Origin of the sequence: Sorangium sp. So ce693 (assembly GCF_051521375.1) — a bacterium.
Classification (GTDB): domain Bacteria; phylum Myxococcota_A; class Polyangia; order Polyangiales; family Polyangiaceae; genus Sorangium; species Sorangium atrum.
Window position 1 is genome coordinate 793,115 of record NZ_CP150347.1, and the last position, 25,463, is coordinate 818,577.

General features: G+C 68.4%; 16 protein-coding genes. 5 read left to right on the top strand and 11 right to left on the bottom strand.

All coding sequences use genetic code 11. The features are described from left to right. Positions 1-62 precede the first annotated feature (62 nt). The 3 genes from WMF14_RS03070 to WMF14_RS03080 all read right to left on the bottom strand — a co-directional run bounded on the left by WMF14_RS03070 (position 63) and on the right by WMF14_RS03080 (position 4,519). The gene (locus WMF14_RS03070) at positions 63-1,244 is read right to left on the bottom strand and encodes a hypothetical protein (protein WP_437798673.1); all 1,182 of its coding nucleotides are present in this window, start codon (positions 1,242-1,244) and stop codon (positions 63-65) included. Between the two features lie 1,990 nt (positions 1,245-3,234). Next, a complete protein-coding gene (locus WMF14_RS03075) occupies positions 3,235-3,768 on the bottom strand; it encodes a hypothetical protein (protein WP_437798674.1) in 534 nt (177 codons plus the stop codon). Positions 3,769-4,372: 604 nt separating this feature from the next. Continuing rightward, a complete protein-coding gene (locus tag WMF14_RS03080; RefSeq protein WP_437798676.1) occupies positions 4,373-4,519 on the bottom strand; it encodes a hypothetical protein in 147 nt (48 codons plus the stop codon). Positions 4,520-4,674: 155 nt separating this feature from the next. Here WMF14_RS03080 and WMF14_RS03085 point away from each other — a divergent pair, with 155 nt between their 5' ends. Genes WMF14_RS03085 through WMF14_RS03095 form a run of 3 tightly spaced genes read left to right on the top strand, consistent with a single transcriptional unit; the run spans position 4,675 to position 6,544 of the window. Continuing rightward, on the top strand, positions 4,675-4,947 hold the full coding sequence (locus WMF14_RS03085) for a metal/formaldehyde-sensitive transcriptional repressor (protein ID WP_437297622.1): 273 nt from the start codon (positions 4,675-4,677) through the stop codon (positions 4,945-4,947). A gap of 11 nt (positions 4,948-4,958) precedes the next feature. After that, positions 4,959-5,978 carry a CDF family Co(II)/Ni(II) efflux transporter DmeF gene (dmeF, locus tag WMF14_RS03090; RefSeq protein ID WP_437798677.1) on the top strand — a complete coding sequence of 340 codons (1,020 nt, stop codon included), beginning with the start codon at positions 4,959-4,961 and terminating at the stop codon, positions 5,976-5,978. Next, on the top strand, positions 5,975-6,544 hold the full coding sequence (locus WMF14_RS03095) for a manganese efflux pump MntP (RefSeq protein WP_437798679.1): 570 nt from the start codon (positions 5,975-5,977) through the stop codon (positions 6,542-6,544). The genes dmeF and WMF14_RS03095 overlap by 4 nt, the downstream gene beginning before the upstream one ends. Before the next feature lie 102 nt (positions 6,545-6,646). On the opposite strand, the gene WMF14_RS03100 is transcribed toward WMF14_RS03095, so the two are convergent. Both WMF14_RS03100 and WMF14_RS03105 read right to left on the bottom strand, forming a co-directional pair. Further along, positions 6,647-7,999, bottom strand: a complete 1,353-nt coding sequence (locus tag WMF14_RS03100) for a glycosyltransferase (RefSeq protein WP_437798680.1) — start codon at positions 7,997-7,999, stop codon at positions 6,647-6,649. A 592-nt stretch (positions 8,000-8,591) separates the two neighbouring features. Next, positions 8,592-11,057: a membrane dipeptidase gene (locus WMF14_RS03105; protein WP_437798681.1), complete on the bottom strand. Its 2,466-nt coding sequence runs from the start codon at positions 11,055-11,057 to the stop codon at positions 8,592-8,594. 297 nt (positions 11,058-11,354) lie between these two features. On the opposite strand from WMF14_RS03105, the gene WMF14_RS03110 reads away from it, so the two are divergent. Together WMF14_RS03110 and WMF14_RS03115 are read left to right on the top strand one after the other, a co-directional pair. Further along, entirely contained in the window at positions 11,355-16,991 is a 5,637-nt protein-coding gene (locus WMF14_RS03110) for a DNRLRE domain-containing protein (RefSeq protein WP_437798682.1), read from the top strand. Between the two features lie 109 nt (positions 16,992-17,100). Next, positions 17,101-18,753 (top strand): VWA domain-containing protein, encoded by a 1,653-nt coding sequence (locus tag WMF14_RS03115; RefSeq protein WP_437798683.1) that lies wholly within the window; start codon positions 17,101-17,103, stop codon positions 18,751-18,753. 92 nt (positions 18,754-18,845) lie between these two features. Here WMF14_RS03115 and WMF14_RS03120 read toward each other — a convergent pair whose 3' ends face one another. The 6 genes from WMF14_RS03120 to WMF14_RS03145 form a co-directional block, all read right to left on the bottom strand. Beyond that, on the bottom strand, positions 18,846-19,844 hold the full coding sequence (locus tag WMF14_RS03120) for an AraC family transcriptional regulator ligand-binding domain-containing protein (RefSeq protein ID WP_437798684.1): 999 nt from the start codon (positions 19,842-19,844) through the stop codon (positions 18,846-18,848). 166 nt (positions 19,845-20,010) lie between these two features. Then, a complete protein-coding gene (locus WMF14_RS03125) occupies positions 20,011-21,402 on the bottom strand; it encodes a DUF1552 domain-containing protein (protein WP_437798685.1) in 1,392 nt (463 codons plus the stop codon). Continuing rightward, the gene (locus WMF14_RS03130) at positions 21,399-23,144 is read right to left on the bottom strand and encodes a DUF1592 domain-containing protein (RefSeq protein ID WP_437798686.1); all 1,746 of its coding nucleotides are present in this window, start codon (positions 23,142-23,144) and stop codon (positions 21,399-21,401) included. Before WMF14_RS03130 ends, WMF14_RS03125 begins: the two co-directional genes overlap by 4 nt. A 161-nt stretch (positions 23,145-23,305) precedes the next feature. Beyond that, entirely contained in the window at positions 23,306-24,013 is a 708-nt protein-coding gene (locus WMF14_RS03135; protein WP_437798687.1) for a hypothetical protein, read from the bottom strand. Then, positions 24,010-24,762, bottom strand: coding sequence for a tetratricopeptide repeat protein (locus WMF14_RS03140; RefSeq protein WP_437798688.1), 753 nt, complete (start codon positions 24,760-24,762; stop codon positions 24,010-24,012). The genes WMF14_RS03135 and WMF14_RS03140 overlap by 4 nt, the downstream gene beginning before the upstream one ends. After that, the gene (locus WMF14_RS03145) at positions 24,762-25,307 is read right to left on the bottom strand and encodes an RNA polymerase sigma factor (protein ID WP_437798689.1); all 546 of its coding nucleotides are present in this window, start codon (positions 25,305-25,307) and stop codon (positions 24,762-24,764) included. Before WMF14_RS03145 ends, WMF14_RS03140 begins: the two co-directional genes overlap by 1 nt. Positions 25,308-25,463 lie beyond the last annotated feature (156 nt).

Genomic DNA, 25,463 nt, shown 5'->3' on the forward strand with positions numbered 1-25,463 from the left:
GAGATCGGCGGAAAATTTGACGATTATTTTTGGAAATCCGACGCCCCTGATGGGAATGCGTCCTAGATCTTCTGGCGAAGCCAGCGCGTGAAGGGGTCGAGGAAGGCGTGTTTCCAGTGGACGTTGAAGTACACGTCCGCTTCGCCGAGCTCGGGGTTGTGATCGATGGTGACGGACGCGGCACGATCGAAGAGGCCGGCGCTGTCGAACATGGCGGGGCCGAAGCCGGTGCCCTCGACGTAGATGAGCACATCGCCGCGGAAGGCGGAGAGGTTCGAATAATGGCTCGCGTCGCGCCCCGAGAGCCCGCACGCGAGATCGCGGATGGCGGCGAGGGAGCCATAATTGTCGAAGAGAGGGCCCACGAGCTCGAGCCGGGACTGGTCGCTATGGACGAGGCTCTGGGTCTCGAAATCGGCGACGGTGCGCACGAACGAGGGCGTCGGGGCGAGCGCGCCCGGAGGGGGCGGGGCGCCGAAGACGAGCAGCATGGCGAGCTGGTTGGTCGTGCCTGGCGGGAAGATGGGCAGGGGGAACTCGCCCTGGGGATCGGCGGCGGCGCCGCGCAACGCGAGCCCGAGGACGGCGAGGCTAGGATCGTAGGTCGAGCCCGAGGCGAGCGCCCCCTCGAGGTTGCTGCAGATCGCGTCGTTGTGCGCGGCGATCGCCGGATCCTCGGTGTAGAAGGTGCCCTCGTAGAGAAACACGCCCGAGAAGGCGCCGGGGGCGCGATTGACGGTGGCCATGGCCGTGTTGGCGCCCGCGGAGAATCCTCCGATGACGGGCCGCGCGCCGGGATGCTGCGAGCGCACGAGGGAGAGCGCGAAGAGCGCGTCGCTCGAGAGCGTGTCGAAGCTCCAGTCGGCCATCACGCTGCAATCCGCGGCGCCGGACTCGCACGCGCCCGGCGGGAGCTCGGTCCTCCGCTGGTCGACGAGCCAGACGTCGTGGCCGGCCATGGCGAGCTCGCCGGCCGCGGATTTCGCGTACCTCCCGGTCTCGCTGATCTCGTAGAAATCGCCCGGAAGCGAGAAGGGGCTCAAGAGGATCACGGGCTCGCTGCAGCCGCGGCCGGCCCCGCGCTTGCTCACGTGGATGATCGAGAATCGATCGAGGGGGCTGTCCCCGGCCTCCACTTCGTAGACCACCCTCTCGAGCGATGGATGCGGTCGCGTGACCTCGACCGAGGCGATGTCGTACGCGCCGAAGGCGCTGCCCGCGAGAAATCCCAACCATCCAAGCATAGGCGCTTCCCTCCATGGGAACGGGGTGAACACCACGATGTTCACCGTGGTGCTTCGAGCGGCGCTCGCTGCTCGAAGCGTCCATCTTCCGCTCGCGCGCGCCCGGACGCTTGGTTGAAATGGACGAAAGCGTGCGGCGTTGCTGCGTGTGGATGCTGGTGAAGTGTGGTGATGTGTGCGATGCGCTCGGCAGAATCATGGGTCCACGGGCCTGGCTTCGGCCGAAGGCACCACCTGCATCTTCGCCGCGAAGAGGTTCAACACAGGCTGGCGTCGCTGCGTCGTCGTCAATGTGCGAGGGAGCTGAGCGTCGAACGCCGGCGAGCTCGTTGGCGAGCAGCGCCTGGAAGGAAGAAGGACGCTGTGCTCTGTCTGCCGGAGCGGGCGTGATGGGCGCGGTGCGTCTCGATGGTCATCCCGCGTCCTGTGGGGCGCGCTCTCCGATCCGCTGGAGGCGCGTTTGACCTCCGCGGTCATCCACCACGACCCAAGGAGCCCCTGGGTCGTACGCCGTGACGCCCCACATCGGCAGCGGTGGCCCTTGGGTGATTTCGGCGAGACCGCGTCGCTTCATTTCCTCGCCGACGGCCGTCAACCTATAGCGAGCCTCTAGCATAGGTGGTCTGTCCGTCCTATAGGGCACACTCTCCATCGCGGCCTCAGGCCCACGGTGCTCGGCCCACTGGCGCAGCCGCATGGCGAGAAAGCAATCGCCGATGCGCACCCCCCAACCATTACGCAGCTCTTCGCCAGCCGACGAACGGTGCATAAATACGTCCGCTGGCGTCAACCAGTCTTTATCGAGACACGCGAACAAGAGCTCGTCAACCCAAGACAGGGTGAGCGCGCGACCGTCCACCCGAGGAAAGAATGCAGCTTGGTGGGTGCCCAGCTCTACAAGATCCTTCCGCACTCGATCTGCGCGCCCACCCTCGGTGGCCAGCACCGGAGACCGACCGGATAGCTTTCGCCAGGAGCGCGCCATGTGCTGGACGCGCGTCCGAGATAGAGCGTGCGCGTCGTCCAGACCGCGGCGAGCGTCAGCCGGCTTCACGTGGACGAATCCACGGCTAAACCCGTCCTCCGGCGCATCTCCCAGGACGACGATGTCGAGATCCGGGTGCTCGGGCCGATGGCGGAGCCTCCACGCGCAGAGCGCCCACAGCATCAGCCTATCCCTCCACAACCCGGACGTCCACACGACGATTCGCTGACGCGACTTCACTGCGCCGATAAGATCATCAAACGACGAACGAAATCGTGTCCTTTCCCGCCCCCGAAGTTTCCAATAATCGCACCGCCGCTCACAATGGTCTTCGGGATCGGACGCACACGGCCCCTCCAGCACATTATCGCGCACGAAACGCACAGGAAGGCGAAGCCCGCGCCGGATCGCTTTCCGAATGTCCTCATTTGTAGTAAAGTGGATAGTCATTGAAATCTCAGAATAGACACTTTTTGCAGCTAGGCGACGGTGGATCCCCGGACTCGCATCGTCTATAGCAGGTTCGACACTTCGTCTCGCCTGGGTCTCCAGAATTTGGACTTGCACAAGACCGCCACGGAGCGCGGTCCATGCAATCCTGATACTTCTCATCGCAGCTTTTATTGCTTGTCCGCTCGCAGCCCTCTCGACAGCCCTTGTATCTAGCGTATGCGCTATCCCGACACGCTGTCCGCTGCGCTTCATCCTCGATCTTTCCACACTGAATATTGTCAGACTCGGAGTCCGCCTCGCATTTCTCCTCGCATGGCGTCTGGCTCGCGATGTTACAGACGGGAGGAGAAGGCGGATCCATGTCCTGCGGCTCCAGCGGCGGCACAGGCCCGAAGCCTCCCGACCCTGTCGAGCCGAATCCGTAGCCGCCGACCCCTGTCGCGGTGATGATGACGCCGCCGGCGCCGCTCTCGCCCTCACTTCGGAGGTAGCAATCCCCGACATCGAAGTTGCACCCCGCTAGACCGAAACATAGAACAGCAAACAGCTTGTTCATCTCGGTTCTCCCCCGAATCTCCAGATAGGCCCAGCAGTTACCATCACGACCACGCTGCCAGGAAGAACACGGCTGCTCCCGCCAGCCCAGTCCACGTTGAGGCTCGTGGATGCCCCCAGGCGCCCAGCGAAGTACCAGTCGGACTGTGCGCGCCCGCCTGGAGCGAGCCCCATCACGCGGTTACAGAGCACGGCACCGCACACCGGCATCGAGTAGAGCGACAGAGATGGCCCGAGGCTGACGCTGCCTGTCTTCGTGTCGTACCCGAGCGTGACCGCCGTTCGGTCGTAGAGGCCTACGCGGGAGCCAGGGACGATGCTGAACATGTTATGAAGTTCGAGGCGGAACTCGCTGCTCTTTCGCCAGAGCACCTTGGCGAACGGGCTCAACGCGAGCCTGGACTCGGTTCCGACCTGGATCCCGCCCACGCTCACACCAGCGCTGAACTCGCGCGCATGTACCGGCCTGGGCGCGACGACGAAGAGCTCACAGGCACAGAGAATGAAGATAAGCCGCAGTGACTGAATCACGCAGAGATCCCCTCCCTTCTGCGATCATCTTGGCTCACCGGATAGCGCGTGATCCGAGGAGCGTGGTGGATTGTTCCATATGTAAACTGGCTTTCCAAGAAAAATAGGAAAGATTTCGCAAGCATCACATGGCACGTGGCTGCTGAGTCGTGAGCCGTTCAGGACGGGGACGGAGCGTACGCCGTTACGCAGTTCGGGGTCCGGCATGTATTTGATGAGGCCGCTGCGCAGAAGCCTATGGAATCACGGCAATTCTAGCTCTCGGTGCACCTTCGCATGCGCGAGGAGCATGCGTTTCCGCACGTGATTCATTTGCGTATAGATAGAATTATATTGAGGAGATTGACGCTTGCGTGGTTTCGCACGGTCGGATCTACCAAACGTTCCACTGGACCTACCTGCTGTCATACTGGTTGATAGGCTGAGTAAAAATTCCAATTTTGGAAGAAATGGGAGCTGGCGACGTGGCAGAGAGCGCACCTGCATGCGCGATGGTGAGGCCGGCCATTTCGGTTTCGTCACGACCATGCGCGAGTCCTTGCTTCGAGAGGCGCCGCTCGAGCGAACATGCCGTTGAAGCGCGGGCGCGCTCACGCTCGGCGAGTCAGAGCTCGGCACCGACCGGGTGCTCGGACCGTCCGGCCGCTTCGCCCGCTACGCCGTCAACGTCGAGGTGGCGCGCATCCTTGCCGACCGTGAGCGCCTGCAGCTGCGGGCCATCGTCGAGAACCGCAAGCCGGCGCACGCCCATTTCGTGGACCTGATCGAGCCCCCTGCCGAACTTCTGGGAGTTCGGCCTCAGCGACCTCGGCGAGGGCGACAGACCTGCACTGACCCTCGCCGGGCTTCGAGCGGAGCCAGCGCGCGGCGCTTGACCAGGATAGTATACCCCCCTATGCTATATGCGTGCACACGGTCGAGAACAAGAAGAAGCTCATCGCCCGCGTCCGGCGGATCCGCGGGCAGCTCGAGGCGGTGGAGCGAGCCCTCGAGGGCGAAGCGGGTTGCTCGGAGGTCCTGCAGACGGTGACCTCGGCGCGCGGAGCGCTGAACGGCCTCGTGGGCGAGCTCATCGAAGGGCACATCCGCACCCACGTCATCGACGGGGAGCGCGCAACGGCACCTCAGCGGGAGGCCGCGGAGGAGCTGGTTCAGATCGTCCGCGCCTATGTGAAGTGAAGGAAGCAACGATGAGCGACTCCACTGGATCCGACATGCTCGCCCAGCTTCGACACGCCCACGACCACGGCGCGACCGCGGCTTCGCACGAAACCAAGACCCGGTGGGTCGTCGCGCTGACCTTCGCCATGATGCTGGCGGAGCTCGTTGTCGGCCATGCGACGAACTCGCTCGCGCTCACGGCCGACGGTTGGCACATGGCCACGCATGCGGGCGCGCTGGGTATGGCGGCCGTCGCGTACTGGTTCGCGCGCAAGCAGTCCGGGTCGAGCGTGTTCTCCTTCGGGACGGGCAAGGTGCACGCCCTCGCCGGGTACACGAGCGCTGTCGTGCTTGCGCTCATCGCGCTCCTCATGGTCGTCGAGTCGCTGCGCCGTCTCCTCCATCCCGAGTCGATCGCCTTCTCCGAGGCGCTTCCTGTCGCCGTCGTCGGTCTCGCGGTCAACCTCGTCAGCGTGAAGCTCCTCCACGCTGACGAGCACCATCACGAGGCGCACGACGACCATCCCGACCACGGCCACCACGATCACGGCGATGGCGATCACGACGACGAGCACGCCCATGGCCACGACCACCACGGGCACGACCACAACTTGCGTGCGGCGTACTTCCACGTCCTCGCGGACGCGCTGACCAGCGTGCTCGCGATCCTCGCCCTCCTCGGTGGGCGCTACTTTGGCTGGACGTTCCTCGACGCCGGGATGGGCATCGTCGGCGGGCTCGTCGTCGCGAAGTGGAGCTACGGACTCTGCCGACAGGCAGCCAGGCAGCTGCTCGACGTCGTCCCTTCCGAGTCCCTCGCTCGGCGCATCCGCGATCGAATCGAGTCCACCTTCGCTGGAGCGAGCGTCGTCGATCTCCACCTGTGGGACATCGGTCCCGGCGCGCGCGCCTGCATCGTTTCGGTCGCGGTGCCGAGCCCCCTGGCGCCTTCCGCCTACCGTGACGCGCTCGTCCCGATCGCGAGCCTCCAGCACGTCACTGTCGAGGTTCACCCGCTCTCTGTCGGCGACGCGCGGAGGGGCTCGTGAGTTACAGCGCGATCTTGCTCCTCGCGCTCGGGCTCGCGATGGACGCGACCGCTGTCGCGGCGGCGCGAGGGCTGTCTGTCCCGGCGATTCGAGCGCGCCATGTCCTGCTCGTCGCCGGGTTCTTCGGCGGCGCTCAGGCCCTGATGCCCGTCATCGGCTGGCTGCTCGGAGCGCGGATCGGCCCGCGCGTGCAAGCGTGGGACCACTGGATCGCGTTCGTGCTGCTCGCGTTCCTCGGCGGAAAGATGCTCTGGGAAGCCCGCGGCGACGACAGCGGCGAGGGCGAGACCACGGTCGATCCCTTCGCGTGGAGCTCGATGTTCGTGCTGGCGATCGCCACGAGCATCGACGCGCTCGCCGTGGGCATCACGCTGCCGATGTTGAACGCCCCGTTCGCGATCTCCGTCGTGACGATCGGCGTCGTCACGGCGCTGCTCAGCGCAGCGGGGCTGTTCGCGGGACGGCGGTTCGGGGCGATGCTCGGCAAGCGTCTCGATATCGCTGGTGGGGTCGTTCTCATCGGCCTCGGGTTCAAGATTCTCCTTGAACACCTTCTGATGTCGTAGGCGTCTCCCCGCAGACCGCGCCCGCCGGCTTTGCGTCCCCGGAGTGTGCTGGCTCTCCTGTACGTGACGGCGGAACAGGATCCGTTGCGTCGGAGCGCCTGCTCAGATCGACAGCGCGATCGGCGAGCGCCGCCGCGCGCTGGCCGCTGCGTCGCTGCGCGGCGCGCCCCAGCCGGGGCCCGGGACCTCGGCGGCCGCGCTCACGCCGAGCGCGCGCTGCAAGAACGATGAGCTCCGCGTATACGCGAGCAGGTCGCTCGGCCGGACGGCAGGCATGCCGCGGTGCAGCTGCCGTACGAGCAGCAGCGTGTAGAGGTCCATGTAGCGCTCGACCATGCGGGCAGCGGAGTAACGCTGGAGCGTGACCTTGCGGCCGTACCGCCCCATCCGCGCGGCGAGCGCGGGGTCGTCGCGGAGCTCCGTCAGCCTGGCCGCGAGCGCCTCGGCGTCCCCGGAAGGCACGAGGAAGCCCGTGTACCCGTCGGTGAGGGCCGTGGGCACGCCGCCCACCGCGGTCGCGACGACGGGGAGCCCGGCGGCCATCGCCTCGAGGACGGCGAGCGGCAGGGCCTCGGCGACGGAGCAGAGGGCGAACGCGTCGAGCGCGGCGAGGATCTGGGGCACGCCGTGCCGCCCGCCGACGAAGAGCGCGCGGTCGGACAGGCCGAGCTCGCGCGCGAGCGCGACGAGCCGCGCGCGCTCCGGACCATCGCCGACGAGGAGCAGCCGCCCGTCCTCCGGCAGCGCCTGCGCCGCCGCGCGCAGGAGCAATGCGTGGTTCTTCACGGCAGAGAGGCGCGCCACGCTCCCGAGCACCCAGGCTTGCTGCGAGATGCCGAGCTCGGCCCTGACACGGGCCCTGGCCACCGGATCGGGCGCGAACCGCGACAGGTCGAGTCCGCTGGCGACGACGTGCAGCTTCTCGGCGCTGACCTGGCCCTTGTCGACCAGCATCTCGGCCGTCGGCCGCGAGACCGCGACGTGGGCGTCGACGAACGCGGCGGCGGCGCTGCGCAGCCATCGCCGGCTTTGCAGGTCGTCCGAGACGCCGTGCTTCGTGTGGACGACCGGGACGCGGTGCAGCCAGCCTGCGGGCGCGGCATAGATGAGCGGCTGCTGGTTGTGCGCATGGACGAGCGAGATACCTCTCGCCCTGAAGAGCGCGACGAGCCGGGCGGTCATGCTCACGTCGAAGCCGCGGCGCTTCGGCAAGAGCTGCACATCGACGCCGCGCCGCCGCAGCTGCTCCGCCCGCGGGCCATCCGGATCGTCGGCGATGGCGATCACGGTCACGTCATGGCCCGCAGCGCGCTGGAGCGCCGCCAGATCGACGACCACCTGCTCGGCGTCGCCGGCCTTCAAGCTGCTCACAACGTGCGCGATCCCGAGCTTCCATGGAAGCCCCGCCCGGCCAAGGTCGCGGCCTCCGGCGCCGTAAATGTCACGAACATCCATGTCTCCCCCCCTCGAACGAATGGAACAGTGTCGACGCGCGCTGCTCGTCCAGCGTGCCTTCGCTGCCTGGCTCCTCAAGGCGTGATCCGGCCTCTCCGATCGGCGGAGCGGCGCTCCGCTCCCTGGCCAATGCAGCGAAGCGATGATGGACGAGCGTCCTGGGCTTGAGAAGCGTAAGCGCTGCAGCACGCCGAGGGCGATGCGCGGCGGATGGTAGGAAAGTTGATTGGCGTGGAATATAGGCCGAACCCGGAATGTGGCAATAGAAAACGGTGGTGAATGGTAAGACGGTGGTACACGAGGATTGCTGTCCAGGCCGAGCCGCGCGCCATGCGCTCGCTCCGGCTGGACGGGATCCGTCCGCGACTTCCAGCCCCGGCGCGAACGTCGGGGTTCTCCCGCGGCCGCATACGGTTTTGTCCCGCAGAACCGGCGCCTCAGCGACGGAGAGGCATTGAAGAAGGTGTGGGGGCGCTCGTCGAGGAGGGGCAGGTCCACGCGTCATCGCTCCCGTCGCGGTCAGTCGGGCGCCGGCGATCGACCTGCCTCCCGGCAAGTGAGCTTGGCGACGTCTCGCGTGTCGCGTGGCGCGTCAGCGACAGAAGAGGAACCTGCAGTTCCCGGACGCGCACTGGTTGTCCTTCGTGCACGCCGCCCCCCGGCCGCGCTTGTCGACGCACTCGCCCTCGTTGGTACCCCACCCGCAGAACTGGCTCGCCGCGCAGTGCGCGTCGGAGCGGCAGAGGCACGTCTGGGTGAGATCGCCGCAGCGGTTGCTGGGGCATTCCTCGTTCACACGGCAGCCCTGGCCGATGCTCTTCGATCCGGGCGTGTAACAGAAGCCCGCGCCCGCGATCAGCCCGCCGCAGCGGCCGGAGGCGCACTCGCTGTCGCGCGTGCACAGCTGATGCTCGGCCTTCTTCGGCTCGCAGGCGTTGTCGCCGCCGACTCCAGGCGTCTTGAGCGCGCAGCGGAGGCCGCTGCCGCAATCGGCGTCGTCGTTGCAGACGCAGCGCCCCGGGATCGCGTTGCAGGCGACGGCCGTGCACTGGCCGCTCGCGCACTCGTCATCGAACCGGCATCGCCCGCCCAGCACCTGAAACCCAGGGCAGTAGGCCGCACCGCACTTCGTGGGATAGGCGAGCTCCCGCTCCTCTGCCGCCACGAAGGGCGCGATGCCGGTCTCGTCGAGATCGGCGGCGGGATCGGCCATCCCGGCCCGCGGCCCCTGGGCGCGCTCCCACATGCGGAGGAAGGACTCCGTCGAGGATCTCAGGCCGGTCGTGTCCACGCCCAGGCGATCCAGGTCGGCCAGGAGGTCGGGCAGCATCCCCTCGTGGGCCAGGCCCTTCTCGTCGAACTCCGCTCCCAGGGGGCCGGGCCCCTGCGCGCGCTGCTCCCAGGCCTGGCAATCGGCCTCTGCCTGGAACGCCGCCGAGCAGGCGCCGTCCTCGCCGAAGCGCGGCCGGGTCTGCTGGATGAAGCCGTTGAGATCGGCTCCGAAGGCCATGGGGACCTTCAGGCCGAGCCGCCCGTACTCGTAGGCCTGCGCGAAGGAGCGGGACGAGCCCTGGCAGCTGTTCTCGACCGAGCTGCGGCTGTACTGCCGGGTCTCGTCGTGCGCGGTGCGCAGGCCGAAGATGCCGCCCGTCTGCCGGAGCATCCGGATCACCCGCGCCGGCGTGGACTTCTCCTTTTCGGCCACCGCCGGGGCCATGATCTCCCGGAAGTGACCGTGGGAGATGTAGATCGGATAATAGTCGCGCGCCCGCGCCAGCTGGAACACCCGATCGACGCCGCGCTCCGAGAGGTGCGCGACGTCGAGCAGCATCCCCCGGTCCATCATCTCGCCGACGAGCGCCTCGCCGAGGGGTGTCAGCCCGCGCATGTTGCGGCAGCTCGCGTCGACATCCATGCCCAGCGTGACCCCTGCGAGGGTGGCGCCGCAGTCGGTGTCGATGAAGCAGCTCTCTGTGTACTGCGCGAGCTGGAAGATCGGGTTGTGCAGCGCCGCCCCGCCAAAGGCGTTGTCGACCTGGTGCACCGGCTGGAGCGTCCGGACCCCCAGGGCGTGGTACTTGGCGAGCTGCGCGCGCATCTTCGCCGCGTCGACGTCTCGGCCGAACAGGTGGCTGGCCTCGATGGACAGCACCACCGCCAGCTTGCCCGCGCCGACGATCTGCCGGGCGTGCGAAGGCGAGAGCGCGATCTCCATCCAGCCGGCGTTTCGCGCGGCCAGCGCGTGGGTCATCTGGATCTGGAGATCGACATCCACCATCTCGTCGCACCCCCGCTGCCGGTTCTGCTCCGGCAGGATCGAGCAGAGCCAGTCGTAGCTCACCGCCGACATGACGATGAGGCTCAGCCCGCGATCGTGGGCCGCGCGCAGCCAGCTCACATGACCCTGCTGGTGAGCGATGGTGTCCCAGCGCGGCCACCCCTCGGAGTAGCGCTTTCGCCCGAGGTGGAGCCCGGTGTCGCCGCTCGTCCCCTCGGTCTCGCCGATCACCTCCGAGCCGAGGACGCCGCCTCCCAGGCCGAGCAGCGCCGACAGCGCGCCGCTGCTGGCGAAATCTAGCATCGTCGACTGAGGGCACCGGTCCAGGAGCGCGCTGAGATCCTGTCGAACGCGGCCGTGATCGCTCCCTGGACTGCCGCCGTCGCAATCGTCCAGGGCGCCGGCGCCGTCGTGCCTGCCGTGGAGCCATCCACCCCCGAACGCCTCTTCCGACATCATGTGGAAGTGCAGATCCGCGAACCCGCTCACCGGGGCTCCGCCGAGCGCCGCCGGGGCCGGCACCGGGAGCGCCGCGGCGGTGTCGCCTGCCGCCTCCGCGCCGGCGGAGAGGCCGAGCGAGGCGGAGAGCGCGAGATCGTCCGTCGCGGCCTGTCCGCCGGGAGGCGAGGGCGCTCCCGGGTCGCAGGCGGACGACATGAGCGCGAGGGCGGCCACTGCGGCGGTCGCGAAGGGGCGCGGCCAGCGCCGGCGGCGCTCTCGGGGCGCCGGGCCGGGTCGAGCCGATAGAGGACGTGTCAGGCGATCGTCGGGGCAGGTCATGGGCGTCGCGGTCCGGGGGTTCGGTCGTGGGTGTTCCGTGCGCTGAGGGCGCCCGGTTAGCTGGGGTAGTTCCCACCGCGTTTTCAAGTGGTGAACCGGCCCGCGCGCCGCGTGGCGGGTTTTGTCAGCGCCTGGCGCGCTTTGTCGCCTTCGCCGCCGGCTCAGAGGCAGCTAATCCACGCAACGATGGGAGACCGCGAGCCGCTCCGCGAGCGGGCACGGCGGCCGACCGCGTCACGTCCGCTCATCTCGGCCGACCAGGCCGTCGGGGTTGATTCAATGACAGTCCTTAGGTCCATGCTGATACGTCAGCTCATCCAATCACGAGATGCCCTCGCGGATCCCAGGCGCGCGGGGCGCCTCCCGCTCCTCCTCTGCTTGGGCGTCGTCACATCGGCCTGCGCGGGCGGCGCCGACGAGCCGAGCGAGCCGAGCGAGCCGATCGGAAGCGTGCAGCAAGCGCTGTGCTCCGCGGACGACGTGGGCTGCCAGAGCGGCGCCCCGAGCTGGCCGAGGTGGTCCCAGCAGCCCGATCGGCCTAAAGCCGTCTTCGAGGAGTTCGAGACCGGCTCGGGCGCGGGGAGCGCGTCGAGCAGCGCCAGCGCCAGCAGCGCCAGCAGCGCCAGCAGCGCCAGCAGCGCGAGCGGGGCCGGCGGAGGCTCCGGCGTCGAGTTCAAGGTCAAGGCGTGCGACCCGAACCAGCTCGGCAAGATGCCGGAGAGCCCCAACTCGAAGGGCGCGGATCTCCAGAACATCACGACGAACTTCCACGTCCTGCAGTCGATGCAGCTCCTCTCGTCGATCGTCAACAAGACGTCCGAGGCGATCAACGCCGCCGAGACGGAGACCGTCGCAGACGCGGACAAGGGCAAGTGCGTCTGCACACAGCGCGTGGTCGCCGGGTGCACGGACGTCATCCAGAAGAGCAAGACGACCTACGAGGAGTGCTCCGACTTCTGCGATCCGGTCACGACGCCGACGAACACCTGCAGCACCGGGGTGCTCGTCTGGCTCGCCAACGACTTCCAGCAGACCGAAGCGGGCAAGTTCAAATGGGCCTTCTCCACCGTCAAGTGGCTCGACAAGATCGCCGGTGAGATCTCCGACGGGCGCTTCGCCGACTTCCTGGAGCAGGTCGGCGGCGAGCTCGAGAACGCCACGGAGCTGCTCGCGAAGATCCAATGTTATATCGACCTCTACACCGAGGGCTACCACCTCGGCAGCTACTCCGAGCAGCGGCCCGATCTGCACATGTGCATCCCCTGGGCGGGACACGGCGCGTACGCCACGATGGTCGAGAGCGGCGACGGCAAGTGGGGCATCGGCGGCCGCTACGAGTCGCATAACCTGAGCGAGGAGCGGCGCGCCCAGATGCGCACCGGCGGCTTCGCCGTGACGGCGTTCGGCAAGACGCTGAGCATCCTCCCGGGGATGGAGTTCGACATGCAGCTCGACGGCTACAAGTGGTTCAACCGCGAAGCCCCCCTCGGCATCCCGGCCTTCGGCCACTCGGGCGGCGGGGGCTTGAGCCTCTCCGCCGCCAAGAAGAACGGGGTCTTCTACCTGGCGGACGAGGATCAGACCGAATCGCTCGACACCGACCACGACGGCCGGGTGTCTCCGCAGGAGTTCCTCATCGGGACCTACATGCCGTTCTCTTACACGGCGGACTACACGCCGGCCGGCGCTCCGAGCCCGGCCACATGGCCCAGGGACGCGGCGGAGCCGGTCGAGGACTGGGAAGGGCGCTCTGCCGCCGTCATGGCCGCGGCGCTCAACCTGGATCTGCAGATGAAGCCGATCGAGAAGGAGCTGACGAAGATCCCGCTCCCCCCGGTCCCCGGCGCGTTCCTCATCCCGTATTTCAAGCTCGGCGCCGGGGTCAAGTGGTACGACGAGGCCTATTTCATGCGCAAGCGCCTGCAGGAGGCGCTCAACAAGCACACGAACCACAAGATCGAGAACGTCGATTTCGATCGCAACATGCACCCGTTCCAGGCGCCGGACGTGACGGGCGAGGCGGGGACGGAGGTCTCGGTGCGCCCGGAGATCGGCGCGAAGCTCTTCCTCGGCGTGCCGCTCGGCAAGCGGCTGAAGGTCGGCGTGGAGGCGAGCATCGGCTTCTCCGTGGATCTCAAGCCGAGCGGCTCCGGCGGCGTGGTCGACCTCAACACCTCGCTCGAGCGGGCGCTCGTGAACAGCAACCCTGACGAGTCGCTCGAGTGCAAGCCCGTCTTCAACTACAAAGATCAGACGTACTGCTCGAACCGCTTCGTCGAGGAGTCCGGGATGAACCTCGGCTGCTCCCCGCTCGACACGAACAACTCCTGCTGCCTCACCTTCATCACCGGCGGCCGCGCCTGCATCGACGACTGGACGGGGATCACCGAGGAGCTGTGCAATCCAGGCAAGCTCTCGTACGAGCTGTTCTCCACCTTCATGAAGGAGAAGAAGGCCAAGCTGCTCAAGACCGCCTTCCAGCAAGGCTTCACCGCCAAGTGGAACGCGAACAAGACCTGTGACGAGTGCGACAGCGACGGCACCTGCGCGACCGACGTGCGCAGCGACGATCTCCGCGACATCTCGGGCTGCCAGAAGCACGGCGTCTGCTGCCTCCCCGTGGCGTCATCGCCCTTCGGCCTGGCGGGGTCGCACGGCCTCGTGAACGGCACGTACGATCAGGCCCGCTTCCTCCAGAACGGCGACCTGGCCTACGACGCGTCGACGCGCATGCTCTACGTCGCGGACCGGACCGCCGTGCGCCGCATCGACCTGACGAGCGGCGCGGTGACGACGATCGCGGGGTCGACGACCTCGGGCACCACCGACGGCGTGGGCACCGCCGCGCGGTTCAACACCATCTCGGGCATCACGCTCCACAACGGCGCCCTTTACATCGCCGATCGCGGCAGCCGCACGATCCGCAAGCTCACGCTGAGCAGCGGCCAGGTCACGACGATCGCCGACCGCACCGTTGTCGGCACGCCGCGTGACGTGGCCGTGGTCGGAGGCAGCCTGTACGTCACGAACAGCGGAGACCGCACGCTGGTCTGGATCGACCTCGCGACGGGCGCGAACATCGCGGTCGCCGGCCTGGCCTCCGCGTCCGGGAACGCCGACGGCGTGGGGACGACCGCGCGGTTCGCGGAGCCGTCCGGCATCGTCGCCGACGGGCGCGGCAACCTGTACATCGCCGACGCGTTCAATCACTCGCTGCGCCGGTTCGAGATCGCGACCTCGATGGTCACCACCGTGGCAGGCAACGGCACCGCGGGCTCCGCGGACGGCGTCGGGACGGCCGCTCGGCTCAGCTCCCCGCAGGCGCTCGCGATCGACGGCTCTGGAAGCGTGTTCATCGGCGAGGGCAACAGGCCCGGTCGCATCCGGCGCTTCGACCCGGCGCTCGGCGCCACGGCCACGGTCGCCGGCGGGCCTGGCACCGTATGGCAAGACGGCCTGGCCACGACGGCCGTCCTCGAGCTGCCCGGCGGCCTCGCCGTGCTGCCCTCCGGCGACATCTACGTGAGCGACACGCTGCCGTCGACGGTCCGCAAGATCGGGAGCAACTGCGACTCGACGATCCCGGGAGCCGTTACCTACGACGCCACGGAGGCCGAGTGCCCTGGCACCTTCGGCGCGTACCGCTGCGTGACCGAGACAAAGAGCGATGTCGTCGAGTGGAGGGGCCCCGGGTGCCACCCGCTCCACTCGGGCTTCCAGTCCGCGTGCGGCTGCGCGTCGAACGCCGACTGCGCGAGCGGCGAGACGTGCGACGCGGTGAAGAAGCTGTGCACCGTCGGCGGAACGCCCGTCGACTGCCTGTGCAGCGCGGACCCGAACCCGACCTGCGCGAGCGAGCCAGGCCGCACGTGCGTCGAGGGCGCGTGCGCCCGCCGCTGCAACTACGACGTTGCCACCGCGGACACCGTCTGCGGCTACGGTCAGGTCTGCACGCCTGACGGAGCGTGCGCGCCGCAGGGGGGCGCCCAGTTCGCCGAGCAGGTGATCTGGGGGCTCAAGAACCAGGAGGCGCCCGCCCACGCGATCGCCACCTACGGCATGAGCGAGATCGAGCTGATCGCCGCGCTCAACGCGGGCATTCACATCGGCCTCGAGGTCAAGCTGTTCAAGAAGCCGAAGAAGTTCACGCTCTGGGACTGGCGCCGGTCCTGGGATATCGGCTCTGTCGAGAAGGCCAAGTTCCAGCCCGGGCTCGAGGCGACGTACCAGTGGGACAGCACGTCGCTCGGCCAGGTGACGAACTACCAGCCGGAACAGGTGAAGCGCTACGCGACCGTCACGTCGGAGACCGCCGACTTCCTGGCGTGGTGCAAGGACGAGCTGCCGCTCTACGCGGAGGACCCGCTGCCCCCCACCACGGAGGACGTCACGGGCGGCGTGCAGGAGGTCCTCAACTTCGGCTTCGACCTGGGAGAGCAGGTGTCCACGATGGAGAACCTCTGCATCGAAGGTCGGCCCATGATGGAGTGGCTGCAGGACAAGGACGCGCTCGCCGAGAAGTTCGTGACCGGCACCTGCACGTACGTCGGACTTGTGAGCGGCTTGCGCGGCAACCTCAGCTTCCCGTGCCAGGACGCGCACATCAACCTGCTCAAGCACTGGGGCTGCCTCGACGCGCAGGGCTCCGCCGTCGCCAACCAGCTGCGGGTGGGCGCCTTCAGCGGCGCCGTCGTCAACACCCCGACGCCCACGTTCGATCTGACCGCGCTGCTGTACGACACGAGCAACGGGCTCGAGGCGTCCAACCTGGTGCACCCCAGCGCCCTGGCCGAGGCGTGGCTCGCCGAGGTGGAGGCCTGCTTCGACGACCACTCCGAGGACACCGTGCCTTGCTCGTGCCTCGACGACGCGGATTGCACGACGGGACCGGGGCAGACCTGCGTGAGCGGGACGTGCCAGGGCCCCGAGGAGGACATCATCCAGTGCTCCGTCGTGAAGAACGCGGGCGTGACCGTCGAGCGCTGCTGCGGCGACGGCGTGCAGCAGGCGTCCGAGCAATGCGACGACGGCAATGCGCAGAGCGGCGACGGCTGCTCGTCGAGCTGCCGCCTGGAGACGAAGGGCGCGTGCTGCCAGTCCCAGGGCTGCACCGACCTCGGCACGGGCGGCATCAGCTCCAGCGCGAGCTGCCGTGAGGCCGGCGGCTACTTCCTGAGCGGCTACACCTGCGCGCAGATCGACGCCTGCGGGGCAGAGCCCATCGGCTCGTGTACGGAGCCCGACGGCGCCTGTCACACGCCGACCTACGAGGCGCAGTGCGACGCGGTGAGCGGCGTGTTCGTCGTCGGCGGCCACTGCGAGAACGAGCCGGAGCGGCTGACGCTCCAGCCCGGCAGCGCCGGCGTCGATGCGACGATCACCAACCTGGGCTCGGGTGTCGGGACCAACAATGGGAATTCCCCGAACCTGACCGCGGGGCTGTGGACCTCTGGCGGCACAAAATACGCGAACCGGGGCCTGCTCCGCTTCGATCTGTCGCCCATCCCCGCGGGCTCCACGATCGAGCGGGCGCGCCTCAGCCTCTACGCCGATCCCGCTGCGCGCCTCTACGGCCAGGGTACCTCGAACGGCCTCGGCCCGGGGCACGCGACGCTCGGCGGCTCCAACGCCTTCCTGCTCCAGCGCGTCACCTCGGCGTGGCAGGAGAACACCGTGACCTGGGCCAACCAGCCCACGACCACGTCGCTCCACGAGGTGCTCCTGCCGCGGAGCACGTCGGACGGTCAGGATTACGCGGGCGTGGACGTGACGGAGCTCGTGCGGGACATGCTGAGCGCGCCCTCGAGCAACCACGGCTTCATGATGCGGCTCCAGGACGAGGTGGTGAAGCACCGGGAGGTCTCGTTCACGTCGAGCGACTACGCGGTCGACGTGCGGCGCCCCAAGCTCGAGGTGGTGTTCCGGAGGCCCTGAACGCCGGCGCGATGGAGCGGGGCGCAGGCACGACGATGCGCCCCGCTCTCGATCTTTGGCTTTGATCGACACTCAAGAAGGATTGGAGAAGATGAGAAGCTCATTCAGAATGTTCGCAAGCGTCGCCGGCGGTCTCCTCACGAGCGTGGCGGGGGTGTCGGCGGCGCTGGCCCAGGTCGCCCCGCTGGACACGAACCATGTGGTGATCATCGACCGGTCCGGCAGCATGTACGGCGACCGCATCGAGCTCGCGAAGAAGGCGGCCAAGATCTACTGGAACACGCTCGTATCGAGCAATGTGCCAGCGTCGCAGTCGTTCACGGAGCTGCTCGGCGTGGCGAGCTACTCCGACACCTCGTCGATCACGTACCCCTTGACGGCGCTGCCGGCGTCCGGCCTGGACACGGCGGTCGACGCGCTCGTCGCGGACGGGTCGACCTCGATCGGGGCTGGCCTGGAGGAGGCGCTCGACATGCTGGTCGCCGAGAGCCCGACCAAGAGCGCGCGCGAGTGCGTCATCCTGCTGTCGGACGGGCAGCACAACACGCCGCCCGCCCCGAGCGACTTCTATTCGGACTATTACAACCGAGTGGACGAGGTCCACTCGATCGCGCTCGGGTCGGGGGCGGACGAGGCGATGATGAGCGACATCGCGGCGAACTACGGGGTCTCGCCCGGGCTCTACCTGCGCGCCGACAGCGACACCGCGATCGACCAGCTCGAGCTGATCGGCGCGTTCAACCGCATGGCGAACGACTGTCGCGACGGCGGCATGATCGATCAGGTGCTGACGGAGATCCTGCCGCAGTCGACGTCGTGCGCGGACGCGTTCGTCTCGGCGGCGCAGATCGTGGATTTCACGATGCTCTTCGTCGGCGCGGCCGCGCCGACGGTCCACTTGCTGCCCCCCTGGGACCCGACGTCCGAGATCACCGAGATGAACTTCGCCACGTCGGGCTCCGACCTGACCTTCTTCTCGGCCGAGAGCTTCAAGCGCTTCTCCCTGAACGTGACCCAGCCGTACGAGGAGGGGTCCTGGCAGATCTGCGCCACCAACAGCTCGGATCAGCCCATCTACCTCTACTCCGCTGTGTCGACCCTGGCCGACACGATCTCGCTCCGGGTCACGCCGAGCACGCTGAACGTCGGGACGGCGCCGCTCATCGTGGAGGCCGAGGTGAGCCACCTGGGCAGCCCGGTCCTGGGCGCCGCGGTCAGCGCGGAGATGACCGGCCCGAGCGGCGCGGTCACGCCCCTGGCGTTCCACGACGACGGCGCCGCCGCGCACGGCGACGCGACGGCCAACGACGGCGTCTACTCGCTGAAGGTCGGCCAGTTCACCGAGACGGGGAGCCACGACGTCACGGTGTTCGCGGACTACGCAGGCAGCGCCACCGTCCCGATGTTCACGCGGCAGCACACGTTCGGGTTCTACAAGAACCCCGCGCCGCCCTGCCAGAGCCTAGGGCCGATGAGCACGGCGATCGTCGCGTCGGTCAACGGGACCTCCTGCTTCCAGATCGATCGGGCGAGCCTCCCGACCGCCTGGACGCCGGCGACCCTGACGCTGCAGATGAGCCCGACGGACGGCGTTCCGCTGAACGGCGTCAGCGTGTCGGCCAACGGCGGGGCGCCCCAGAGCGCCCCGGCGAACAGCTGGTCCGCAACGACCACGATCCCGTTCCCGGGCAGGGCGAACGACGTTGTCTATCAGGTGAGCACGACGAGCAACAGGCAGCTTCGGATTCAATGGTATCCGTGACGCTGCACGACGGTCTCGTCGCGACGCGCCGCTGACCCGTCATGGACCGCGCGCGCGTGGAGTCCCTGTCTGGACCGCCGGTGAGCTCCGGCTCACCGGCGGCGCAGCGCGCGGGACACCGAGCGCGTGCTCGCATAGCCGAGCCCGGCGGCGAGCGCGCGTCTCGTGGGGCTCGACGAGGCCAGGTAGCGGTTCGCCAGCTCGGTTCGCGCTTCCATCAAGAGGGCGCGGTGCGACGTGCCCTGCTGTCGCAGCAGCCGCTGGAGCGTCCGCGAGCTCACGCCGAGGTGCTCGGCGACCCGATCGATGTTCGGGTTGCCCTGGTCGATGCAGAGCTGGAGGGCCTGCCGGACCTCGGCGACGAAGCTCGACGGAGCGCCGGCGGGGGCGGCCGGCGCCCCGCCGAGCTTGCCGAGCGCCTGAAGCCGCGCCGCCGCGCAGTCCTCGAGGATCTCACAGAGGCGCGGCTCGGCGGAATGGAAGGGCAGCTCCAGGAGATCCCGATCGAAGACCAGCTCGTCGCAGGGGGCATCGAACTCGACCCGAGCGTCGAAGACGCGCTCGTACTCGCCTGCGACGCGCTCGCGGCGGTGCCGGAAGCGCACCGCCAGCGGGCGGATGTGCTCGCCCGAGAACGCCCGCGTCCGGAGCACCATCAAACTGACGATGAGATCCGCGACGGCGGGCACGCCGTCCGGCGAGACGTGGCGGAAATGCGCGCGGCGACCGGTCACCTCGAGGCTCAGGACGCCCCCATTGGCGACCAGCGGAGCGAAGCGGATGACGCGCTCCAGCGCTGTGCCAAAGCTGCTGCTGCTGCGTGTCAGGTAGTCCAGGAGATCGAGCGAGCCGACCTCGAGCCCCTCCGCGGCGTGCAGCCCGAGCAGCGGATTGCCGCTCATCTTCTCGGCGGAGGACCATATCTGCCGCGCCACGCTCAGGGAGATCGGCAATCCGCGCTGGCGGAGCGCCTCCGGCGGGAGCGCGGCGTCGCGCAGGACCGCGTCGATCGGCAGCCCGAGCTTGGGCGCTGCGGAGAGGAGGAGCAGGACGAAATCAGAGAACGCAGACTGAGCCGGCGCATGGACCACGGTTCCTCACAAGCCAAATGTGTCGGAGCGTAGTGGCCGAAGCCGCCCGGGGCAACCCGGATCCTGGCGCTGGGCGCCCACGTGCCAGGCGTCGTTCGCGGCGTGCGCGGCGTGCGCGCCGCTCGCGGCGTGCGCGGCGCCCGGGGATGCGAGGCGAAAAGGGGGCTCAGGCCAGGAGGCCCGGCAGCGGCCCGGTGCAGACGCCGGGAATGCCGAAGGTGGTCACGTCGTCGAGGCCCATGGCGTTGCACACCGACACGAGCAGGTTGTTGTGTGGCAGGTCGGCGTATTTCATGTAACGGCCCATCTTGAAGTAGCCGCCCGCCCCGCCCGCGAGCACCCAGGGGATATCCTTGTACGTGTGCGTGTTGCCGACGCCCAGCTCGTTGCCCCAGAGCAGCAGGGTGTTGTCCAGCACCGAGCTGCCGTCCACTTCCTTGGCGAGCGCCAGCTGATCGAGAATGTATTTCACCTGCTCGCTGTGCCAGACGTTGATCTTCACGAGCTTCTCGTTCGCGACCGCGTCGTTGTCGCCGGCGTGGGAGAGCTCGTGGTGCTCCTCGTTCACGCCGATCCAGGGATAGTACTGCCAGCTATCGGCGTTGGCCCACATGAACGTGGAGACGCGGGTCATGCCGCAGATGTGCGCGAGCAGCATCAGATCGGTCTGCAGCCGGCCGACCTTCGGATAGTTCTCCATCGCTCGCGTGTCGAACTTCTCCGGCATCGCGAGCGGCGTGCACGACACCGCCGAGCTCTGCAGCCGCTGCTCGATGTTGCGGATGCCGCCGAGGTGCGCCTCGAGCCGCGCCTTGTCCTCGGAGCTGACGCGCGCCTTCAGGCGTCCGATATCGTCCTTCAGGAAGTCCAGAACGCTCTGGCGCTCGGCGATCAGCCGCTGCAGCTCCGTCTCGGAGAGATCGGCGTTGGCGAAGATGCGCGAGTACATCTGGAAGGGATCGTCGACCGCCGTGTTCGGCTGGTTCGGACCGCGGTACGAGATGACGCGGAGCGGCTCCTGCCCTTCGATGCGCACGCCGAACTCGAGCGACGGGAACTGGCTGTTGCCACCGATGCGATTGGCGATGTGCTGGTCGACGGAGATGCGATCCGCCCAGCCGGCAGGGCCGCCCGCGCCCGTGAAGCTGCCGGCGAGCAGCGAGCCGCCCGTGAGCATCGCGCCGGGGCCCTTCATGTGCGGGCCGCCGGGCTTGTTCTCGCTCGGGACGCCGAGCTCGTCCTCGACCGTCGAGTTCATGTGCACGCCCTTGAGCACCAGCATCCGCTGCTTGTGCTCCTCGAGCGGCGCCAGGATCGGGCCGAGCGAGAGCGGCGCCTCGTGCGCGTCTCCCGATGGGAAGAACGCCGACGGCACCGTGCCGTTCGCCGAGAAGATGCCGATGAAGCGTTTGGCGCCCGGCTGCTTGGCGTCCTGTCCAAACACCGTGGCGCTCCGCCAGACGGGGCTCGTGAGCGCGACGGTCAGGGCGCCGAGCCCGCCCAGCAGCTTGCGGCGGCTGATCTGGGTGCGGAGATCGATCGGGCCTCTTCGGTTCATGGCATCTCCTTCGTGTGCGCGTCGATCGGGCGGCGGTAAAGGAAGGCGTCCGTCCCCACGACCGCGCGGGGAAGCGCGTTCAGGTCCTGGCCGGCAGCCTTGAAGTTCTCGAGCAAGCTCTCCATCGAGCAACCATCCATGTCCTGTTCGAAGCGGGCGATCGCGAAGCGGAACCACTGGCGCGCCACGCACTCCTCCACCTCGGCGCTGCCCGCGAGCTTTGCGCCGAGCTCCGTCACACCCTCGAAATCGCCGTTGATGTCGCGGGTGGCGATGACCTTGCCGCTCGCGTCGACCGGCTCGCCGCCGTCGAGCTCGCGGTAGCGGCCGAGCGCGTCGTAGTGCTCGAAGCCGAAGCCGATCGGATCGAGCAGCTGGTGGCAGCCGACGCAGCTCGGGTCCACCTCGTGCTGCGACAGCCGCTCTCGGGTCGAGCTGTTCGGGTCGACCTCGGGCGGCTTGGGAATGTTCGCCGGCGGGGCCGGCAGCTGCTGGCAGAGCAGCGCCTCGCGCACGAACTTCCCTCGGTAGATGGGCGAGCTCTCTGCGGGCTTCGCCTGGATGGCGAGCAGGGCCGGGAGCGTCAGGATGCCCGAGGCGGTGCCGTCCGTGCGCTTCAGGGCCTGGAAGGAGTCGTCGCCGGTGACGCCGTAGTACCCGCCGAGATCCTTGTTGTAGAAGACCGTCGTCGAGGTGAGGAGCGCGCTCAGCTTGCCTCCCTCGTCGTCGAGCACGTGATCGAAGAAGGCGTCGGCCTGCCCGCGCAGCGACTCACGGAACGACCGCGATTGCCACTCGGGGAAGGCGTCCGCGTCCTTCACCACGCTGTTCAGGCCGTTCATGTGCGTCCAGCTGCCGAGGAAGCGATGGACCAGCTTCTGGCCGCGCTCGTCCTCGAGCATCCAGCCGAGCTGCGCGGCGACGCCCTCCTTCGTGGTCAGGCTGCCGTCTTCGATGGCCTCGTTCAGCCTGGCGTCCGGCAGGGTGCCCCACAGCATGTACGAGAGGCGGGCGGCCACCTCGTACGGAGAGAGCTTCACGGCGCGATCGCTCACCTTCTCCGAGGTGCCGATCTCGACGCGGTACAGGAAGCGCGGCGATTGCAGCATGCCGCGGAGCAGGAGCTCGATCCCGTGCTCGTAGCTCGTCTCCGCGCCCACGTCGAAGAGCTGCATGTGTCGCTCGATGTCGGCGGCGTCCGTGATCGGCGCGCGGTAGGCGCGGGCGCCGAAGCCCACGACCAGCTGGCGCGCGCATTCGCTCGGCTCGGCTCCGGCCTCGCAAGGCGCGATCTCGTCGAGCGCCGCCCGATTGCCGACGACCGCCGCGGCGATGGCGTCTGCCGCGGTCTGGAAATGCTCGAGCTCGACCTGCGTCACGTCCGGCTGCAAGAGGCCGAACGCCGACGCCTCGATGGCTGGGCCGAGCGCCGCATCGAGGCCGGGCACGTCGCCGACGAGGTCGCGCACTGTGTTCAGGTACTGCTCCCGCGAGAGCAGCCGCATCGGCGAAGGCCCAGGATCGACGGTGCTCGTATCGCACCTCAATGGCTCGCCGGGACCCGCCGAGCCCGAGCCCGAACCTCCGCTGCTCGAGCTGCCGCTCGTGCCGTTTGTGCCCTCCGCTGGCGATTGGCCGTCTTCGCTGCCCAGGTTGCCGATGCACGCCGACAGCGCGAGCGCCACGGCGAGCAGGCCCACGCTTCCGTGGGACTTGAATTGTTCAATCGATGATGTAGTCATTCAGGACTCCGCTCGGGGCTGCTGGCTACTCAGCCTCGGTGGGAGACCCGCTCGGGCACGATCACCTTTTTCGTCGTCGAAGCGTGGAGACGCTTCGATTGGTACGAAGAGGTGGGTCTACGGTCACCGGGCTCCGACCCGATGGCGGGAGCGCCGCCGGCTCACGGTCCTTCGATGCTGCAGCACACCGCGCAATCGTAGGCCTCGAGCAATTCGCGCCCGGCGCACGGGACGTCGCCGCACGCGGTTCCCTTCAAGGCGCCGCAGCTCGGGAGGCATTTCCCTTCGATCTCGATCGAATGCGGCGGATCGCAGGGCGTGTCGTTGCCCGGAGGCTCGTCGCCGTCCGGCGTGAAGTACAGCCGATCCAGCTGGACGCCCTCGACGGCGTTCGCGAGGACGAGCTCGTGAGCTCCGGCCGAGAGGGGGAAGCGGAGCGGCTCGCCATAGCTCGTGTTGTCGTGGAGATCGTCCCAGAACCAGATGTCGCCGACGCCGATGCGCCAGAGGTACCAGGGGCCGCTGTCCACCTGGAACCAGAAGCGGTTGTTGAGGGCGCCCGGAGCGTGGATCCGCCCCCAGATCACGTACTCTGCCCCGCTCGGCGCCTCGAAGCGGTAGCGCGCTCGCGCGAGCCCCGGCGCGTCGTCCGAGGTCACCCCGGCCGGGGGGGCGATGAAGCGGCCCTCGGAAGCGCGGCTGTCTTCACCCACGGTGAAGCCGCCGCTCAGCTCTCCGAGCTCCGCCTCGAGATAAGAAGATCCGGACACGACAGGAGCCCAGGCCCCGACCGACGTGATCTCCGCATCACACCCGGAGGCCGCAAGGCAGCCGAACGCCATGATGCGAGCGGCCGACCAGCGCTTCACGGCTGATCCAGGAGCCGCCTTAGCTTCGCGCTGTGGGGGCTCTTGGGATACTGCTTGACGAACGCCTGAGCGCGCCGCTTCGCCTCCTGCGTGTTGCCGCGCGCGGCCAGCACGTCGATGGCCAGCACCTCGCGCTCCTGCCGGAGCACGCCGTTCGGGAACTGCGCGCGCAGGCGCTCGAGGAGCGCCGTGGCTCCCGCCACGTCTCCGGAGCGCAGCTTGGCGCGCGCTTCCGTGAGCAGCGCGCTCTCCGCGCGCAGAAGATCGGTTTCCGTCGGCTTCGGTCCGCTCGGCCTCCGGGATGGCTCTCCCGCGGTGGGGCCATTGAGCGGCGGCTCCGGAAGTGCCTTGGGCTCCTCCAGACGCAGAGGCGCCACAGGGGCCTGCGGCACCTCCGCGGGCGCGCGCTCCGGGGCCGCCGCGCGGGGCGGCGCAGGCGCCTCGTCCGGGGAGGAGAGGGCCCAGTACCCTGCGCCGAGCACCAGGCCGCCGCCCACGAGCACCGCCGCTGCCTTGACCGAGAGCGCCGAGGGCAGCAGCGAACCGACTCCAGCCTTCGTGGCAGCGGCGGCGCTGGCGCCGGCCGTGGCCCCGACGGCCGTCCCCGCCGCCAGCTGGCCCGCGATGCCGCGCCATGCGCGCTCCTTCGCGCCCTCGGGCGGACCCACGTGGCGCACGCTCCCCAGGAGCTCCCGCTCGAGCGAGTCCGCTCCGCTCTTGACGCTCAGCAGCCGTTCAGGATCCCCCATCACACGGCCTCCTTTCGGCTCGTGTCCTGTGCCAGCGCGAGGCGCTTGACCTCGCGCGAGAAGGTCTCGCGCGCCAGACGAAGGCGCGAGCGCACGGTGCCCACGGAAATGCCCAGCAGATCCGCGATCTCCTGGCCCGACTTCTCCTCGAGCTCGAACAGGACGAACACGAGGCGCTGCGGCTCCGGCAGCTTGTTCAAGATGGCCTCCGCCGCCTGCGCGCGCTGCCGCGACTCCGCCCTCAGCACGAGCTCCTCGGACGCGCCGCCGTAGAGGTCCATCTCCGCGGCGTCCGTCGTGACCTCGCGGCGGAACCGCGCGGAGCGCCGGTAGTCGCTCGCAACACGCTGACAGATGGCGAAGAGCCATGTCGTGACGAGCGAGCGACCCTCGAACTCGGGGAGCTTGAAGTGCGCGGTCAAGAACACCTTCTGCGCCAGGTCGAGCACGTCCGCCTCGCGCACCCCGAGGCGCCTGAGCGAGCACCAGACGAAGTTGAAGTGCGCGTCGTAGAGGGCTCGAAACTCGGGGTCCGGTGTGCTCATGCCGTAACGTCCCGGTGACCTGTCAGCGAACGAGACGAGCAGACGCCGCAAGATCGAGCGCGGAATTGTGCAGGGACGATACCACTCGGTCCCCTAGTGGGGCTGCCGGCCCGAGACGATCACAAAAAAATGCGCGTGCTCCGCGCGGCGGTTACC